Origin of the sequence: Bacillus cereus group sp. BfR-BA-01316 (assembly GCF_022664195.1) — a bacterium.
In the GTDB taxonomy this organism is placed as follows: domain Bacteria; phylum Bacillota; class Bacilli; order Bacillales; family Bacillaceae_G; genus Bacillus_A.
Genome location: NZ_JAKUGX010000042.1, coordinates 1 through 19185 on the forward strand (window position 1 = coordinate 1; position 19185 = coordinate 19185).

Below are 19185 nucleotides of genomic sequence, written 5' to 3' on the forward strand. Positions count from 1 at the left end.
TATTTACTTTTATAACTATAAACGGTTCCAAAAACGACTCAACCATCGAGCTCCGATAGAATATCGAGTCTCGATGGCTGCTTAGTCTTTTTAATACTGTCTACTTGACAGGGATAAGACCAAGCAGAGTCCCTTTATTAATCTACCACTCAATCGGTTCTTCCCCGTACATTTCCCATAGCTTAGGAAACATCTTTTTCAAACCTTCTTCGTCATCTTCATCCCAGTCGAATTCAATGTCATCATTATAAGCTCTTTCATCAGTTAGTACGTGATAAAGTGTAAAGTAAGTATCATCTTCATCCCCGGTTTTTTCTGCATATACAGTGTAACCGAAGTATAAAGAAAGTTCTTCAATGTTTGGTACGTCATACTCACTCAAATTTTCTAATACAGGTATTAACCGTTCTGGATCTTCAATACACGCTTCGTAAGTCTCTTTTCCTTGATATAATAACCATCCACGGAAGTAATCAAAACAATCATCCGAACAGCCGCCCATAATAATATAAGCCGCTGCCCATAAGCGAGACGTATAGGAAGCTTTTAATATGCGGTGCATATGCGTATCAAAAGCTACAATTTCATGTACTGTACGTTTAGCGAGGTGAGAAGTAAGCCATTCTATTTGTTCTTCTTGGTCTTCGCCTTTTGTTTTTGCACGAGCAAGTAAATCCCAAAAATCTTCTTCTGTTATCGTTTTTTCTTTTATGTAATCTTCCCCAAGACACGGGTCTGTATATCCTTTTTTACGTTTGGAAGCAACTAGTTTGTTAGCTTCTTTTATACATTCTTCTTCTGTTTCAAACTCTTTCGCTTTTACACTACCAGCTGTGCCGATTTTTCCATAAAATACAACATAATCTTTATCTTTCACAACGATTTTCCAAAACTTATTTGATTTTTCATTTTGCTGGATTAATAACGTTTCCATTCGTACCCCCATATTGCTTTTCTAGTGTGCATTGTGATTGTAACATATGTATATATACTTGTAATGACAGAAAGTTGAATTTAGTTTTTGGAAAGTTCGAAAATTATTGAATGGAATAGAAAAATTTAGTAATCTTATTTGTACAGCACTTACATAATAGTTTTGTAATGATTCGATATTTAGATTATATATGGGGGGATTAAGTATGGATCTTACGTTTAAAGTAGAGGAAACATGTTTTAATTACCGAGTTGGAGCAATTTGTAAACACGATAATAAAATACTTATCCTTCAAGACGAAGGTGAAGATTATTGGTACGTACCAGGTGGACGTGTGAAAATGCTAGAAAATAGTGAAGATGCGTTAAAACGGGAGCTTGCAGAAGAACTAGCTGTTCCTATTGAAGTGAAGAGATTAATATGGTCAGTAGAAAATTTCTTTACACTTTCTGAGCGAAAGTTTCATGAGATTAGTTTTTATTATGAAGTAGAGCTACATGAATTACCCGCGAATGGGGAGGATCAATACATTCTTGAAGAAGAAGGTAGAAGATATGTGTTTAAGTGGGTGCCAGTGGAAGAGTTAGATGAATATAACTTGCAGCCGGCATTTATAAAAGATAAAGTTAAGGATTTGTCAGTTCATGTAGAGCATATTCTTTTGCAAAAGTAAAAGCGTCTGGAGGGGAAAATGGTGAAAGGGACTAAAAAGGAGATACATATAAACGATAAAGTAATTCGTTACACACATATAGAGAAAGGGTCTAAAACGATTTGCTTTATGTTTTCCGGTTCTGGTTACAATTATGATAAACCGTTATTTTATTATTCGACGATGCTTATGCTTGAAAATAACATAGATGTTGTACATATCCATTATTCCTATGATGAACAAGTAATGAAAAAACCAATGGAAGAAATAACGAAAATAATGATGGATGATATTAATCCTGTAATTATTGAAGTGTTAAAAAATGGACAATACAACAATTTGATGTTTTTAGGGAAATCACTCGGAACAATTCCGATTGCGAATGATTTAATGAAGAGAGAGGAATACTTACAGTCAAAAATGATATTACTTACACCTTTACTGACGTTTGATACGATTTTTGATTCCATCTTACATAGTGATCATGAAGGGTTTTTAGTAATGGGAGACAAAGATCATCAATACAATGCAAGTCAAATGGAGCGATTAGAGCAATCCAATTTAAAGATTGAGATTGTCAAAAATGCAAACCATTCTTTAAATGTTGGGGAATTTGAAACAGAAAATTCAATTGTAGCTATAGCAAAAGTAATAGGGAGTCTTGAAGAAACAATTAAAGTTGGAATGAATAATAATTATTAAAATACATGCAAAAGAGGTGCTTATTGCACCTCTTTTTTTATGTTCAAATTTTAATTCCTATGAAGCGAAGCCCGCATTAAATAGGAATATTACTTTTCTTTTTCCTATTTAATGCGGATAACAATTTTTAATAGTAGTTATTACAATTTAAATACGGAAAATTCAGAAAAGTTTTTAGAAACTTAGGAGGAGGTAATTGAAAGCGCTTACTGATTTTGAAATACAAGAAAGGGAAAATTCCCATATAAGGAGGCTATTAAGATGAAATCGATTAACCCGATGAATGTGATAGACGAGAGTCGTATTCATTCCATGCATATTTGGTTAATATTTTGGTTATTTATCGTAATTGCATTTGATGGATATGATGCTGTTATTTATGGAGCAACAGTACCTTCGCTCATTAAAGAGTGGGGAATATCGGATGTTACAGCAGGGGCAATTGGTAGTTATACAGCTATAGGAACAGCAATTGGTGCTGCTTTCTTTGGTTTATTAGCTGATAAAATAGGTCGTAAAAATATCATACTAGTGACTACAATCTTATTTAGTCTATTTACATGTCTAGCTGGTTTTGCGAACGGTCCTGTAATGTTTGCGATTTTACGTGTTATCGCAGGTATAGGGCTTGGCGGAGTTATGCCGAATGTAATTGCTATAGCAACAGAATTCTCGCCGAAGCGAGTTCGAACTGCTATCGTATCTTTTATTTTTTGTGGATATTCAGTTGGAGCAATGACAGCGGCACTTACAAGTCGTTCCCTTCTTACGACGGCAGGATGGGAGCCTGTTTTTTGGTTAGCAGGAATTCCGTTATTGTTTATCCCGTTTTTAATGAAAAGTATTCCAGAGTCTGTTGGTTTTCTTTTAATGAGAGGAAAGATAGAAGAAGCTAAAAAAGTAATAGCTAAAGTAAATCCACAATTAAGTAAAGATGCGGCAATTGAATTTATAAAACCACCAACTAAAGAAGCAGGATCTCCTGTTGTTAAGTTATTTGAGGAAAAGCGCGCCGTAAGTACAATTATGTTTTGGATTTCATGTCTTAGTGCTTTCGTACTCATTTACTCTATGAGTACATGGTTACCACGACTTATGATGCAGTCAGGATACGATCTTAAATCGAGTCTTTCATTTACAGCTGTCATGCAAATCGGAGCCATTATTGGAACACTCATATTCGGTCCAATAGTAGATAAAATCGGATTTAAAAAGGTACTTGTCCCATTATTTTTCTGTGGAGCAATTGCGTTATCACTCATCGGATTTGTAAATAATATGTTTTTGGGTTTTTTGTTAATTTCAGTGATCGGCGCTTCTTCTGTCGGACTACAAAATATGTCAAATGCATTCGTTTCTCAATATTATCCTAGTAATATGCGCTCAACAGCGGTAGGAAGTACAATGGCCTTTGGGCGTCTTGGAGGTGTGATAGCTCCGACTTTTGTAGGTATTCTTCTTTCCATGCATTTCTTGCCTCAATATAATTTTGCAGCAATTGCGAGTGCTGCTGTAATCGGTGGTATAGCAATGCTATTCATTAAAGAAGAACATGGAGTCTATTATAAAGAGAAAAAACAGATAGAAGGAGAAAATAGCAATCTCACTTCAGCTAAATAGTATATAAAAAATCCCGGGGATAAATTTCTTCGGGATTTAAAAATATTTGGTGAAAAGTTTGTGAATTTATTTTCTATAATATTTTTAAATACGTTTCATTCATTTGTTTGAGATGAAACTAGACTCTTACAGCTTACTTGTATAAAAATATAGACATATAGACATAAAACTATATTTCGTGTCAATATTTTTATACACGTTAATAAGATTTAAGCATCTTAGCAACAGATTTAATATTGGCATGATTCTTGCTTATATAAATTAAATGAGGAGGAAATAATTGATGAGGGTATTACTCTGATTAAAATTCAGAATTTTCTATCTAATTAACGAGAGAGAGGAATAATTGTTATGAAACATTCAAAATTAAGTAAACTGATGATGGGCATTGGAATTGTGACCATATCATGTAGTGGATTACAAGTTCAAGCAGAGACAAAAGAGAAAAGTGCTAAAAATGTATTGCAGATGGAACCGATAGGATTAAAGCAATCCCTTGACGAGCTAGCACATCCTTCGAGCGTACAAGAAAATCCGTCATTTACAAAACGGTTAAAGTTAGCAGATCTATCACAGCGTCCGCCAATGCCGAAAGAAAATGACAAACAACTCGTTGATGTAAAAAAATATTCGATGGCCGAGTTGAATCAATTAAGTAATAAACAATTAGCTGATCTTCTTGTTACCATTCAATGGAATCAAATTCCGGAATTATTTCAGTTTAATAATGATAGTCTTAGATTTTATCAAGATGATAGCCGTATGCAAGCACTCATTGATAAATTAGCAGAACAAGGACAAGCCTATACGCAAGATGATTCAAAAGGAATTGAGACATTAGTAGAAGTCATACGTTCAGGATTTTATTTAGGTTTTTATCATCAAGAATTAAGTAAACTAAGTGAACGTAGCTATCATGATAAATGTTTACCAGCTTTAAAAGCGATTGCGAAGAATCCAAATTTTAAACTTGGTTCAACAGAACAAAATAAAGTTATTTCATCTTATGGAATGTTAATTGGAGGCGCATCAGCTGATGTTGAAATCATTCAATATGCATCTGAAATTTTAAAACAATATAATGATAATCTTGGAACGTTTTTAGAAGATAGAACAAAAGGCGATGCTATATACAACTTAATGAAAGAGATTGATTATGATGTTCAGTCGTATATGTATACGGGCAAAGAGCCAAAAGATACGATGTGGTATGGGAAAATCGATAGCTTTGTTAATGAGATAAGTCGTTTTGCATTAATTGGAACGGTAACAGACAAAAACGGATGGTTAATTAATAATGGTATTTACTATGCTAGTCGATTTGGTAAGCTTCATAGTACACCAACAAAAGGACAACAAGTTGCTACAGAAGCGATGCGTATTTATCCATATTTAGGCCAGCAATACTTTGTTGCGGCAGAACAAATCACTACAAATTATGGCGGAGTAGATGCAAATGGAAAAACAATCAGTTTAGATAAAATCAGAGAAGATGGCAAGCAAAAATATTTGCCGAAAACATATACATTTGATGATGGGGCAATCGTTTTTAAAGCAGGTGATAAAGTTACAGAAGAAAAAATAAAACGTTTATATTGGGCGGCAAAAGAAGTAAGAGCACAATTTTATCGTACAGTTGGTAGTGATAAACCGCTTGAAAGTGGACATGCTGATGATGTATTAACAATGGTCATTTACAATAGTCCGGATGAATATCAATTTAACCGTCAATTGTATGGATATGAAACGAATAATGGTGGCATGTATATTGAAGGAAAGGGAACATTCTTTACATATGAACGTACACCACAGCAGAGTATTTATAGTTTAGAAGAATTGTTCCGTCATGAGTTTACACACTATTTGCAGGGAAGATATGAGGTACCCGGATTATGGGGGCAAGGCGAATTATATCAAAATGAACGTTTAACTTGGTTTGAAGAGGGAAATGCAGAGTTCTTTGCTGGCTCAACGCGATTAGATAGTGTCGTACCGCGAAAAAGTATAATTGGTGGATTATCTCCTGATCCGGCTAAGCGATATACAGCAGAACAAACATTAAATGCAAAGTATGGAACGTGGGATTTTTATAATTATTCGTTTGCATTGCAATCATATATGTATAATAACCGCCCTGATATGTTTGATAAAGTACATGATTTAATTCGGGCAAATGATGTATCAGGTTACGATACTTACCGTTCAGGATTAAGCAAAGATAATAAATTAAATGAAGACTACCAGTCTTATATGCAAATGCTTGTTGATAATCGTGATAAGTATACAATTCCACAAGTATCAGATGATTATTTAGCAGAGCATAAACAGAAAGCGCTTTCAGATATTACAGCGGATATCACAAATGAAGCAAAGTTACAAAATGTGAAGGCAACAAAGAATAAATCACAATACTTTAATACATTTACACTACAAGGAACATATACAGGAAGTGCGTCAAAAGGAGAAAATGAGGACTGGAAAGCGATGAATCAAGCAACGAATGAGATGCTTAAACAACTTTCAGAAAAAGAGTGGAGCGGATACAAAACATTGACTGCTTATTTCGTAAATTACCGTGTCAATGCCGCTGGACAATTTGAATACGATGTTGTGTTTAATGGAGTGAATACTGAAACGGATACTAGTGTAGAAAAGGAGCCAAATAATTCATTCGATACAACTAATCCACTATCTCTAAACGTATTATTACGAGGTAGCCTAAATGATCAAGATCAAGTTGATCGTTTCGCAATCGACATAAAAGAAGCGAAGGATTTACAGATTACCGTTACAAATGAGCAAAACCTTGGATTGAACTGGGTATTATATCACGAGTCAGACTTGAATAACTACGCTGCTTACGCAACAAAATATGAAGGAAATAAGTTACTTGGAAATTATTATGCGAAGCCAGGGAAATATTATTTAAGTGTATATAAATATGGCGGTGGAACAGGGAATTATACAATCGAAGTAAAATAACCGGGTTCTGGTCCGGAGATAAAATAAAAGAGAATATTAAAGATGAGCTGGATTCTTATGTTGAGCCTACGGTAAATGTAGGTATACAAAAATATTCTAAGTAATAATGAGTAAAAGTAAAACACCTAATTCAAAAGAATTAGGTGTTTTACTTTATAAAGATATGGAAGAAACAAGTGAGGAATTAATGCGGATTCACCTTTTACTGACAAAGAACGTGACATTCTATTAAGTATTCAAGAACATACATCAAAATTTATAAGCGTTTATTATTACGAGAATGACAACAACCCTTCATTTCTACTAAGAAGAGGGTGAAGCAAAAACATAAAACTATTATATTGAAAGTTTCATCTGCATAAATCGACATAAGAAGATTTTTTTAGACAGAATTCTACGTAATTTTCATGTAATCTTACATATCCAAATAAAGTAAAAAAACATATATAAAACCATTATATTATATTAAAAAAATTTTTTAGTAAGAGATTCATATAGATTAATGAGAATTATTATATTTAAGGTTTAATTATCATAGTGTGATCATTTCACTTAGTGAAGTGATTAATTACATTTAACTTTTTTAAATATAATTTTATTTCCGATATTGAAATAAAACATCTGAATAATTAAATAAATAAGATATAATTTCATTGTTTACTTGTGAAATACATAGTGTTTAAATGAGGGGGAAGTAAGTTCCTTACATTCTATGAGAAGTAATTAATAACGAGAGTTTAACACTCTATCCGAAAAAATTCTCCTTTTTTAAGCGTGTGCAAGGAGAGAACCTAGCGCTAGGTCGTTCAAGTTTTATGAATAAGATTGTAAAAAAACAATAGTGAAGAGGTGTACGGAATGAAAAATAAAATAATTACAGGATTTTTAATAACATCCATTGTTACTGGGGCGACTATACCTATCAATACTCTCGCAACGCCAATCGTTCAGGCAGAAACGCAACAGGAGAACACGGATATTTCCTCATCATTACGAAAATTAGGTGCACAATCTAAATTAATCCAAACATATATTGATCAAGCTTTAATGAGTCCTAATGTACAGTTAGAGGAAGTCCCAGCTTTAAATACAAATCAATCCCTAATCAAGCAAGATATGAAGGAATGGTCAGCAGAACTTTATCCACATTTAATTCTAGTAAATTCAAAAAGTAAAGGGTTTGTAACGAAATTTAATAGCTATTATCCAACATTAAAAGCGTTTGTAGACAATAAAGAAGATAAAGAAGGTTTTGTGGATAGACTTGAAGTTCTTCAAGAAATGGCTATGACGAACCAAGAAAACGCGCAACGTCAAATTAATGAATTAACAGATCTTAAATTACAGCTTGATAAAAAACTTAAAGATCTCGATACTGATGTGGCAGCAGCGCAAGGCGTACTAAGTACAGATGGAACAGGGAAAATAGACCAGCTAAAAAATGAATTACTAAATACCAAAAAAGCAATTCAAAATGATTTACAACAAATAGCATTAGTACCAGGAGCTTTAAATGAACAAGGATTTGCTATATTCAAAGAAGTCTATAGTCTTTCAAAAGAAATCATTGAACCGGCCGCTCAAGCAGGGTTGGCAGCTTATAACAAAGGAAAAGAAATTAACAACTCTATTTTAGAAGCAGAGACAAAAGCAGCGCAAGAAGCGAAGGAAAAGGGTAAAACTGCTTTAGAGATTGATTCTGCAAAAAAAGCAGCTCGTGAAGCAATTGAGAAAAGCAAACAAGGTGAAATAGCTGCAGCTGCAGCCGCAAAAACGCAAGAGTATGACCTGATGAAAGCCATTGACACTGAAAAAATTAAGAAAACATTTGGTGCTTTCGCTGAAGTAAATAAACTAACAGCAGAGCAAAAAGCACATTTAGATGATCTAGAGAAACAAAACCAAAAAATATATGATTTAACAACAAAACTATCAATAGCAGATTTACAAAAATCAATGCTTCTTATTATGCAAAATGATTTACATACGTTTGCAAATCAAGTGGATGTAGAACTTGACCTAATGAAACGCTATAAAGAAGATTTGAATCTAATAAAAAATAGTATTACAAATGTATCTACTAATGTTGATACTACTAACCAGGAGTCTCAAAAAGATACATTAAGACAATTAAAAAATGTAACAAGTTACCTTGAAGAACAAGTTTATAAATTTTAATATTAGGAATTTATAAAAACATGGGTATTATAAGAATCTATCGAAAAATAGGGAGGAACATATATATGAAGAAATTTCCATTTAAAGTGTTAACTTTAGCTACGCTGGCAACGGTTATAACTTCTACTACCGGTAACACTATTCATGCATTTGCACAAGAACAGACCGCTCAAGAACAGAAAATAGGGAATTATGCATTAGGACCTGAAGGACTGAAGAAAGCATTAGCTGAAACAGGGTCTCATATTCTTGTAATGGATTTGTACGCAAAAACAATGATTAAACAACCGAATGTTAATTTATCTGATATCGATTTAGGTTTAGGAGGTGGAGAGTTACTCAAAAATATTCACCTTAATCAAGAGCTGTCGCGAATCAATGCGAATTATTGGTTAGATACAGCAAAGCCACAGATTCAAAAAACAGCACGTAATATTGTAAATTACGATGAACAATTTCAAAATTATTACGACACATTAGTAGATACTGTACAAAAGAGAGATAAGGCAGGCCTAAAAGAGGGCATAAATGATTTAGTCACTACAATTAATACAAATTCAAAAGAAGTTACAGATGTAATTAAGATGTTACAAGACTTCAAATCAAAACTGTATACAAATTCAACAGATTTTAAAAATAATGTTGGTGGCCCGGATGGGAAAGGTGGATTAACGGCAATATTAGCGGGACAACAAGCACTGATTCCACAACTTCAAGCTGAAATTGAGCAACTAAGTGCTACTCAGAAAAAACATTTTGATGATGTATTAGCATGGTCAATTGGTGGTGGATTGGGAGCAGCCATTTTAGTTATTGCAGCTATTGCAGGAGTGGTAGTAATTGTTGTGACTGGCGGTACAGCAACACCGGCTGTTGTTGGTGGCCTTTCGGCTCTCGGTGCAGCTGGTATCGGTTTAGGAACAGCAGCTGGTGTCACGGCGTCTAATCATATGAACTCCTATAACGAAATTTCTAAAAAAATCGGAGAATTAGGTACGAAAGCTGATCGTGCTAACCAAGCAGTTATTTCGCTTACTAACGCGAAAGACACATTGGCATATCTGTATCAGACAGTGGATCAAGCGATACTGTCTCTAACAAATATTCAAAAACAATGGAATACAATGGGGGCCAACTATACAGATTTACTTGATAATATCGACTCTATGCAAGAACATAAATTCTCTTTAATACCGGATGATTTAAAAGCTGCTAAACAAAGTTGGAATGATATTCATAAAGATGCAGAATTCATTTCAAAAGACATTGCTTTCAAACAAGAATAGAATTTTAAATTAAACCTATATTGGAGGAATATGAAATGATGAATAAAATCCCTTATAAACTACTCGCTGTATCGACGTTTTTAACGTTGACAACAACATCTGTCGTTTCACCAGTAACAACTTTTGCAAGTGGAATTGAACAAACTAACAATGGAGATATGTCGCTTTCAGCAAATGAAGTGAAGATGAAAGAAACCTTGCAAAAGGCTGGGTTATTTGCAAAATCTATGAATGCCTATTCTTATATGTTAATTAAGAATCCAGATGTGAATTTTGAAGGAATTACTATTAATGGGTATGCAGATTTACCTAATAAAATTGTACAAGATCAAAAGAATGCAAGAGCACATGCTCTTACATGGGATACGCAAGTAAAAAAACAACTTATAGATACATTGACAGGTATTGTTGAATACGATACAACATTTGACAATTATTATGAAACAATAGTAGATGCGATTAATACAGGGGATGGAGATACTTTAAAAGAAGGGATTACAGATTTACGAGGTGAAATTCAACAAAACCAAAAGGTTGCACAACAATTAATAGAAGAATTAACTAAATTAAGGGACGCAATTGGACAAGATGTTAGAGCATTTGGAAGCAATAAAGATCTCTTGCAGTCGATTTTAAAAAACCAAGGCGCAGATGTTGAGGCCGATCAAAAGCGTCTAGATGAAGTTTTAGGATCAGTAAACTATTATAAACAATTAGAATCTGATGGATTTAATGTAATGAAGGGTGCCATTTTGGGCCTACCGATTATTGGTGGGATAATAGTTGGTGTAGCGCAAGATAATTTAGGCAAGTTAGAACCTACATTAGCAGAATTACGTAAGACCGTAGATTATAAAGTAACATTAAATCGTGTAGTTGGAGTTGCGTATAATAATATTAGTGAGATGCATAAGGCGCTTGATGATGCTATTAATGCTCTTACTTATATGTCCACGCAGTGGCATGATTTAGATTCTCAATATTCGGGAGTACTGGGACACATTGATAATGCATCTCAAAAAGCTGATCAAAATAAATTTAAATTCTTAAAACCTAACTTGAATGCAGCTCAAGAGAGTTGGAAAACATTACGGACAGATGCGGTCACATTAAAAGAAGGGATAAAAGAATTAAAGGTGGAACCTGTTATCCCGCAAAAATAGGGAAATATTAGTTCTGTTGCGAAGTGACGCAAAGCATAGAGAATCTATGATTACATTGTTAAATAGTCATAAAACAACTAATAATTCCTTATACATCAAAAAGGCGGAGTCTCATTAAAGACTTCACCTTTCATTTTTATATAAGTTTCATCCAAATGCCAAGATAATCGTGCAATTTTGCTTACTTTTAAAAATTTTGAAAGACATCACTTTTAAAGAAGAAATGAACTGAAAATCAAAACCTATATAGGAGGAGTATGAAATGATAAAAAAAATCCCTTACAAACTACTCGCTGTATCAACATTTTTAACTATGACAACCACTTATGCAGTCACACCAGTAGCAACTTTTGCAAGTGGAATTGAACAAACTAATAATGGAGATATATCTCTTTCAGCAAATGAAGAAAAGATGAAAAAAGCTTTGCAGGATGCTGGGTTATTTGCAAAATCTATGAATGACTATTCTTGTTTGTTAATTAATAATCCAGATGTAAATTTTGAGGGGATTATTATTAATGGGTATGCAGATTTACCTATTAAAATTGTACAAAATCAAAAGAATGCAAGAGCACATGCTGTTACATGGGATACGCAAGTAAAAAGAAAACTGATAGATACATTGACAGGCATTATTGAATACGATACAAAATTTAACAATTATTATGAAACATTAGTAGAGGCGATTCATACAGGGAATGGAGATACTTTAAAAAAAGGGATTACAGATTTACGAGTTGAAATTCAAAAAAACGAAGAGTATGCAAAACAATTAATACAAGAATTAACTAAGTTAAAAGAAGATATTGGACAAGATGTTAGAGCATTTGGAAGCGATAAAGATCTCTTGCAGTCGATTTTAAAAAACCAAGGAGCTGCGGTTGAGGATGATCAAAAGCGTCTAAATGAAGTTTTAGCGGAAATAAACTATCAGAAAGGCATAGAATCTAAGGGATTGGACATGGTAAAGGTCCCATTTATTCCTACATTGATTGCTGGTGGTATAATGATAGGTGATGCAAGAAGTAAGTTAGGCTGGTTAGAGCCGGAATTAGCAAAATTAAGTCAGACTGTAGATTATAAAATAACATTAAATCGTGTAGTTGGAGTTGCATTTAATAATATTAGTGAGATGCATAGTGCAATTGATAAAGCTATTAATAATCTTACTTATATGTCCACGCAATGGCATGATTTAGATTCTAAATATTCGGGAGTACTGGGACATATTGATAATGCATCTCAAAAAGCGGATCAAAACAAATTTAAATTCTTAGCACTTAACTTGAATGCAGCGAAAGACAGTTGGAAAACATTACGAACAGATGCGGTCACATTAAAAGAAGGGTTAAAAGAATTAAAAGTGCAACCCGTCACTCCACAAAAATAAAGAAATATCGGTTCTTTTTTAAATCTTTTAAAAGTATTATAAATATTCAATGAAAAATTTTGAAACTATTTTAGTGAAAATGAGTATGGTGAACTTTAAATAGAAAACAAAAGCCGAAACTTTCAATAGAAAGTAGGAATGACGTTGTTATTGAAAGTACTAATGAAGATGATGATGTTGACTTTATTTTTGAAGATAGAAAAAAGTTAAGCGCCCATAACGGGTGCTTTTTTCTTTGTTATATATAAATTACAGAATAAAAAATAATATGAATAAGATAGACAATTTGATTAAAAAAGTGTATATAACTCTTTGGTGATTAATTCAATTCAAGGGGAACACGATTCGATGCGAAAGAAAGATTTAATAAGACAATAGAAAGCGGATTTACAGGAGATTGCTAAAGAAAGGAAGAGAGAGAAAAAAGAAAAAAAGAAACGTAAGAAATTGCATAGAAAGATAATAAATCCTCTTATTGGTTATGAAGATATAATCTTCATAACTACAAGCGTAATAATCTCCAATATTTAATTCTTTCAAATATATACAGCGATTCAGTTTCCTCAGGATGACGCATTTTATACCATCGGACAATTATGGAATACAAAAATGTAACGAATATTAAGTGACGACATTGAAATTCATTTTGTTGAGATACCGAAATTGGTAAAACAATGGCGTGAAGAAAAAGTAAACCCGTGGGAAAATACATTTGCTCATTGGATGTTATTATTACCAGCACACGAAGATGAGCATTTAACTCAAACATTGGAGGAGATTGCAATGAATCAAGACCCAATTTTACAAAAGGCAATGAATACATGGGAGAATATGAGTCATGACTCCTCCTTCCGGACAGCGTATGAAGCTCGCGAGAAAGTACTTCTAATAGCACATGCTCGTGAAGAAGGTTTAAGAGGAAGGGATTGAACAAGGAAAGATACAATTAATTCGTGGTATGCATAAGAATGGTATGCGTTTAGAAGACATTGCAAAATTCACTGGTCTAAGTACAGAAGAGATTCGAAAGATATTATTATAATGCATGGAACTAAAAAAAACCTGTACGGGGAGGCACAGGTGTCAAATAAGGGTATTTCGTTATGTAATTCATATTTTATCAGAGCTTCATTGAGAATAACAGTGAAACAAATTGAATATTCAGTTAATTTTGTTGAGAAATAAAAAACGCCCGTAGGGAGACAGGACGTTTTAGAGAAACTTTCATTTATGTTTGGTGAAGAAAGTGATGATTTTAAATGGTTTGTCAGTAAGAATTGCGCAAGAAACAATTCTATTAGCAAAAAACGTACTATGTTACAGTATGGGCACTTGCTTTGATGTACAAAGATGAATTAGATATGAAAGAACAAATGATGAAAGATTATTCTTAAAGTAGCAAATTCGCTGCTTTTTTATTTTGCATAGAAAAAGGAACTCATAAAGGATTTCTTTTACATCATGCCGTTCTATAATCGTTGTTTTTAAGTTTCTTTCTAATGCCCCTAAACTTCGCCTGATTGACACCTCAATTCTAAAAATAGAAGTAAAAAGTAAGAATTAAAAGTTTTTTCACATTTTTCGCAAATAACACACAAAAATGACATAAGTCTATTTTACTTTTATATATAGAAGTTATTTCGTAAGTAATGTTTCTTGAAATGGTTACTACATAGAAAGGAGATTTTAAAATGGATATGGATGCATATTATTGGGAAATGGTTAAGAAGAATATAGGGGTTTATTCTAAACAGGAACAAGAATGCCTTCGAGATAAGAGGGTCATTATTTTTGGACTAGGGGGAGTAGGAGGATATGAAGCAATTTTGTTTTCTCGAATGGGAATAGGGCATATTACCGGTGTTGATCCCGATGAATTTGAAGTTTCTAATATTAACAGACAAATGTTAGCGCTTTCTAGTGTTTTAGGTGAACCAAAAGCAAAGGTTGCAGAACAAGTTGTAAAAGATATACACCCCTATATATCAACAAATTTTATACAAACAAGAGTAGACGAGGATAATGTAATTGAACTTATAAAAGGGCACGATATTGTAGTAGAAGCCGTCGATGATATGCCTTCAAGAGTTATTATACATAGAACAGCTAGGGAATTGGGTATACCAAGTGTCGGGATGTCAGGTAGCCCACCAACACGAGGATTTGTTTCTACATTTTTCCCAACCGGAATTCCTTATGAAGAAGCATTAAATATCTCAAGTGTCGGATGCAAATTAACAAATCAAGAATTAAGACAACAGATTGCTGATATAAAGAAAAGTCGAGCTTGGTATTCTGTGGAGAAAGGCGCACCAAAAGAGTGGGCGCAAGATTTTTGTGATGGAAAAGCAGGATGGATTATCACGCCGATGCGTGCTCATCTATTGTCACTATTTAGTTTTCATGAAGCAATACAAGTTTTAACTGGTCGTGAACCTTTAGCTAGAGCGCCTAAAGGCATTGTAATAGATTTAGATAGTCATATCCCGGTTCAAGTAAAAGAAGTCCCAAAAGGTGGATGGGATTATAAAACACTGTAAGGAGGAATACAAGTTGTTAACAAAAAATAATGATATGCAAAATGTATTTGAAGCAAGTAATATCAATCGACAAATGCTAAGTTCCATCAGTAAATTAGGACAGCGAAAAGCTGAGGTCGCTTTAGAAATTTTGCAAGACATTAATCCATTATTACAAGTAGAGATAACAAAAGAATTTGTTACCGAGGACAATGCATTGGAACTTCTAACAAATACAGATGTCATCATAGATGCGACTGATAATTTAGTAGCAAGAGTAATTATCCATCGTACAGCTCAGACCTTAGGAATTCCTTCTATTTGGATTGCGGTTACGCCTCCATTTAGAGGGGGCGTCATGTCTTTTACTCCTGACTCTACACCCTATGAAATTGCGTTAGGATATCCGTCTTATCAACAAGAGCTAACAACAGAAATACAAGATAAAATTCATGAATTAAAAGATGGGCGTGCTCTTCATTCTGTCACGTACGGCGCGGATGAGAACTGGGCAAATAGTTATGTACAAAAAAATCGCCCATGGGCGGTACTGTCTCCTGTTGCGAATATGGTAGGCATTCTAGCAAGCTTTGAAGCATTTAAATTTATGATAAATCGAGAAGAACTAAAACCTGTAATAAGTCCAAATTTAATTCAAATTAACCTTGCAGATCAGAATATGGTACAAGTTTCTGTACCGGAAAATGGTAGTTGGGATTATAAAACACTATAGATGAGGTAAAAGAATATGTTTCCTTTTTTGTTACTCGGAATTATTGTAACACTCGCCCTGCTTATAAAGGATTATGCCCTAGCTGGTGCGGCTTGTTTATTAGGAGTTGTACTTGCTGTTAGACAAAAAACTTTATTACATCTTATTCAACAATATTCTTTTCCAATTGGTATTTTCTTTCTGATGTTATTCCTTTTAGTACCAATTACATCTGGAAAAATTACAAGTGAAAATGTAATAAAATTAATTACCTCTCCTATCGGATTAGGATCCATTCTAGCAGGTTTTACTGTGTCATACATAGGAGGAAAAGGTGTAGGAGTTCTACCTATGAATCCTACGATATTGTTAGGTGTCTTAATAGGTACTCTTATTGCTGTATTATTTACAAAAGGGTTACCAGCCGGATTAATTATTGCGGCAGGGATAATAGCTATTATTTCTATGAAATGAAAGGAATATTCTAAATGAAGATAAAATGGAAACATATAAGTTTAGTAGGGATTTTTGTGATAATACTTATGTCTAGTTGTTCTAATATCAAAGAAACTTCTCAAAATGATCAAACTTCTAAAGTGGTAAAACAAGAATTAGAAATTCAGCAAGGTGAAGAAAAATTATTTTTACTTCATAAAAACTTAAATAATAAAAAACAGTATACATCTGATGAAATTATCTTATTTTTAGAACCATTTAGTGTACCTACAGCTCAAGCATTTGATGTACCAAAATTTTCGTGGATGGATGAGTATGCCCAAAAAGGGTATGATACTTGGGCTATGGATTTCAGAGGGTTTGGTCGTTCTTCTCGCCCTAAAGAAATGTCAGATTCCCCTGCCCAAAACCGTCCGGTTATTCATTTGAATGATGCAACTAAGGATCTAGAAACAATTGTAAATTGGATTAAAAAGAAGAGAAACGTAAAAAAAATTCATATTGTTGGATGGTCATATGGAGGCGTTGTGGCCGGAAATTATACGATATCCCATCCACAAGATATTAATAAACTGATGTTATACGGATATATGCATGGATTCACGCTTCCTATGATGACAAAACCTCTTGAAAATCCATTACAAGCTAATCAATTTAATCCTGAAGCATCAGCCTATCAAATGGTGGACTTTGATAAAGGAATGCATCATTGGCATATGATGATGGGAAATAAAAAAATTGTTACAAACGAAGCAATGGATGCCGTAAAACAAGTTTTTATTGATTCAGATCCTATGAGTAAGAAAAATAATCAAACGATTCGTCGACCAGTTGGTCCACTTGAAGATTTATTTTATATTTGGAAAAATCAGCCTCTATATGATGTATCTAAAATTACCGCCCCAGTACTTGTTATTTATGGTGAAGATGACATATTTGCAGACCGAAATATGATGTCAAAATTAACAGGTACAAACCAAAAGAAAGAAGTAGTAATCCCCGATGCAACACACTGGGCTGTTTATGAAAAGAATCGTAATACCCTATTCGAACAAACATTAAACTTTATAGAGGCGAAAGAAGGCAAACAGGAATGAAAAAGGGTTTAACAATATTAGATGCTACCTTACGTGAAGGAGAACAACAATGTGGTATTCGTTTCTCCAAGGAAGACAAAATTAAACTACTTCACATGTTAGAGGATTTTGGAGTAAGTTTTATTGAAGTTGGACACCCTGGCATCTCTGAAGAAGAAGAAGAGATTTGCCAAGAAGTTGCAGCATCTGCAAAGCACGCCGAAATACTTATGCATGCTCGAGCGAAAAAAGAAGAAGTTCATGCGGCTTTTCGTGCTGGTGCCGATTGGATAGGAATCTGGGCGTCTATTAATCCTATTTCTTTACAAACAAAGTATACCAATCGATCAAAAGATTATGTTATTAATCAGGTGAAACAAGCTATTGAAGAAGCAAAATCTTTAGGAATGAAAATCCGTTTTACTATTGAAGATGCTTCACGAACGGAATGGGAAGATATCGCCTACATTGGACAAGTTGCACATATAGCTGGAGCAGATCGAATTAGTTTAGCAGACACTGTAGGAATTTGGGAGCCAGGTCAGTGTGCGACAATCGTGAAGAAATCCGTTGAGACATTCCCTTGTGAGATTGAAGTTCATCTTCATAATGATTTAGGATTAGCCATGGCAAATGCTCTTGCAGCAATCGATTCAGGAGCATCTGTTATTGATACCACGTTGTGCGGAATAGGTGAACGTGCCGGGATTGTGGACCTGCTAAATTTATCCGTTTTATTATCTCAAAAGCGTAATCATCCGTACTTTAAACTACAGATGATCCCTGAATTAACTCAATCTCTTCAATTAGCTACTGGTTGTAAAGTAGATCATTGGAGACCAATTATTGGAAATAATGTATTTACCCATACCGCACCCTATCATATGAAAGCTGTTCAGCAGAATTACTCAGCATACGAGAGTATTCAACCTGAAATGATAGGAAGAGTAAGGAACATACAACAAAAACGCATAGAGAGAAAAGGGTCTAGGCTTTCAAAGTCTTTGCGAGTTAGTAAACCATTTGTAAAGGGAGCATCTGAGCTTTTATATCATCGAGATGGTCCAGGAGAACGTTGGGTACAGATGGATTATAGAACTGATGAACGAGCATCATTTTATGTGATACAGCGTGTATTTTACGATGCACATATAGAGGATAACTTAGAAGGACATGTAGATGTTCATGCACATCATTGTGATAGTGCTTTTATTTTCTGGGGGAACAAAATAGATGGTATAGGCCTTATATGTGAAGTGGAAATTGAAGGGGAATCTCAAATCATTGAGAGCCCTGCATCCGTTTTTATTCCAGCCGGTTTAGAACATAGATACAAGTACCTTTCGGGTACAGGAACCTATACGAATATCGTACTAGCACCTAATTATAATTCTAGTTTACTAGAGAAAAATTCATGAAAAATGCGTGTGTATTGATTGAAGATAGCAACAGTTAGTTCGTGCGTATATAAATTAAAAAACACAGAACGTAAGTTCTGTGTTTTTTTTCTATAAT

Annotated in this window: 13 protein-coding genes and 2 pseudogenes; 14 read left to right on the forward strand and 1 reads right to left on the reverse strand. The window is 33.9% G+C overall.

Going from position 1 to position 19185, the window contains the following annotated elements:
- Positions 1-142: 142 nt before the first annotated feature.
- Positions 143-934 (reverse strand): DUF4240 domain-containing protein, encoded by a 792-nt coding sequence (locus MR071_RS22920; RefSeq protein WP_105588238.1) that lies wholly within the window; start codon positions 932-934, stop codon positions 143-145.
- Between the two features lie 205 nt (positions 935-1139).
- Between MR071_RS22920 and MR071_RS22925 the strand changes: the two genes are divergently transcribed.
- From MR071_RS22925 to MR071_RS22990, 14 genes and pseudogenes are all read left to right on the forward strand, one after another.
- Positions 1140-1607 carry an NUDIX hydrolase gene (locus tag MR071_RS22925; RefSeq protein WP_105588239.1) on the forward strand — a complete coding sequence of 156 codons (468 nt, stop codon included), beginning with the start codon at positions 1140-1142 and terminating at the stop codon, positions 1605-1607.
- 21 nt (positions 1608-1628) lie between these two features.
- Positions 1629-2288, forward strand: coding sequence for an alpha/beta family hydrolase (locus tag MR071_RS22930; protein WP_105588243.1), 660 nt, complete (start codon positions 1629-1631; stop codon positions 2286-2288).
- A gap of 261 nt (positions 2289-2549) precedes the next feature.
- Entirely contained in the window at positions 2550-3908 is a 1359-nt protein-coding gene (locus MR071_RS22935) for an MFS transporter (protein WP_242238087.1), read from the forward strand.
- A gap of 351 nt (positions 3909-4259) precedes the next feature.
- Positions 4260-6890, forward strand: a complete 2631-nt coding sequence (locus MR071_RS22940; protein WP_105588241.1) for a collagenase ColA — start codon at positions 4260-4262, stop codon at positions 6888-6890.
- 858 nt (positions 6891-7748) lie between these two features.
- Positions 7749-9068 (forward strand): hemolysin BL lytic component L2, encoded by a 1320-nt coding sequence (gene hblC / locus MR071_RS22945; RefSeq protein WP_242238088.1) that lies wholly within the window; start codon positions 7749-7751, stop codon positions 9066-9068.
- A gap of 65 nt (positions 9069-9133) precedes the next feature.
- Positions 9134-10354: a hemolysin BL lytic component L1 gene (gene hblD / locus MR071_RS22950; protein ID WP_242238089.1), complete on the forward strand. Its 1221-nt coding sequence runs from the start codon at positions 9134-9136 to the stop codon at positions 10352-10354.
- A gap of 35 nt (positions 10355-10389) precedes the next feature.
- Positions 10390-11517 (forward strand): hemolysin BL binding component B, encoded by a 1128-nt coding sequence (gene hblA / locus MR071_RS22955; RefSeq protein WP_242238090.1) that lies wholly within the window; start codon positions 10390-10392, stop codon positions 11515-11517.
- A 262-nt stretch (positions 11518-11779) separates the two neighbouring features.
- Positions 11780-12907, forward strand: coding sequence for a ClyA family alpha-helical pore-forming toxin (locus MR071_RS22960; protein WP_242238091.1), 1128 nt, complete (start codon positions 11780-11782; stop codon positions 12905-12907).
- Between the two features lie 552 nt (positions 12908-13459).
- Positions 13460-13949, forward strand: a pseudogene (locus tag MR071_RS22965) (Rpn family recombination-promoting nuclease/putative transposase); the annotation flags it as partial.
- Between the two features lie 649 nt (positions 13950-14598).
- Positions 14599-15447, forward strand: coding sequence for a HesA/MoeB/ThiF family protein (locus MR071_RS22970; protein ID WP_242238092.1), 849 nt, complete (start codon positions 14599-14601; stop codon positions 15445-15447).
- Positions 15448-15484: 37 nt separating this feature from the next.
- Positions 15485-16159: pseudogene (locus tag MR071_RS22975) on the forward strand (HesA/MoeB/ThiF family protein); the annotation flags it as partial.
- 15 nt (positions 16160-16174) lie between these two features.
- Positions 16175-16612, forward strand: a complete 438-nt coding sequence (locus MR071_RS22980; protein WP_088099184.1) for a DUF441 family protein — start codon at positions 16175-16177, stop codon at positions 16610-16612.
- A 14-nt stretch (positions 16613-16626) separates the two neighbouring features.
- Positions 16627-17691, forward strand: coding sequence for an alpha/beta hydrolase (locus MR071_RS22985; RefSeq protein ID WP_242238093.1), 1065 nt, complete (start codon positions 16627-16629; stop codon positions 17689-17691).
- Positions 17688-19088, forward strand: a complete 1401-nt coding sequence (locus MR071_RS22990) for a homocitrate synthase/isopropylmalate synthase family protein (protein WP_105585124.1) — start codon at positions 17688-17690, stop codon at positions 19086-19088. The genes MR071_RS22985 and MR071_RS22990 overlap by 4 nt, the downstream gene beginning before the upstream one ends.
- The last annotated feature ends 97 nt before the right edge of the window (positions 19089-19185 follow it).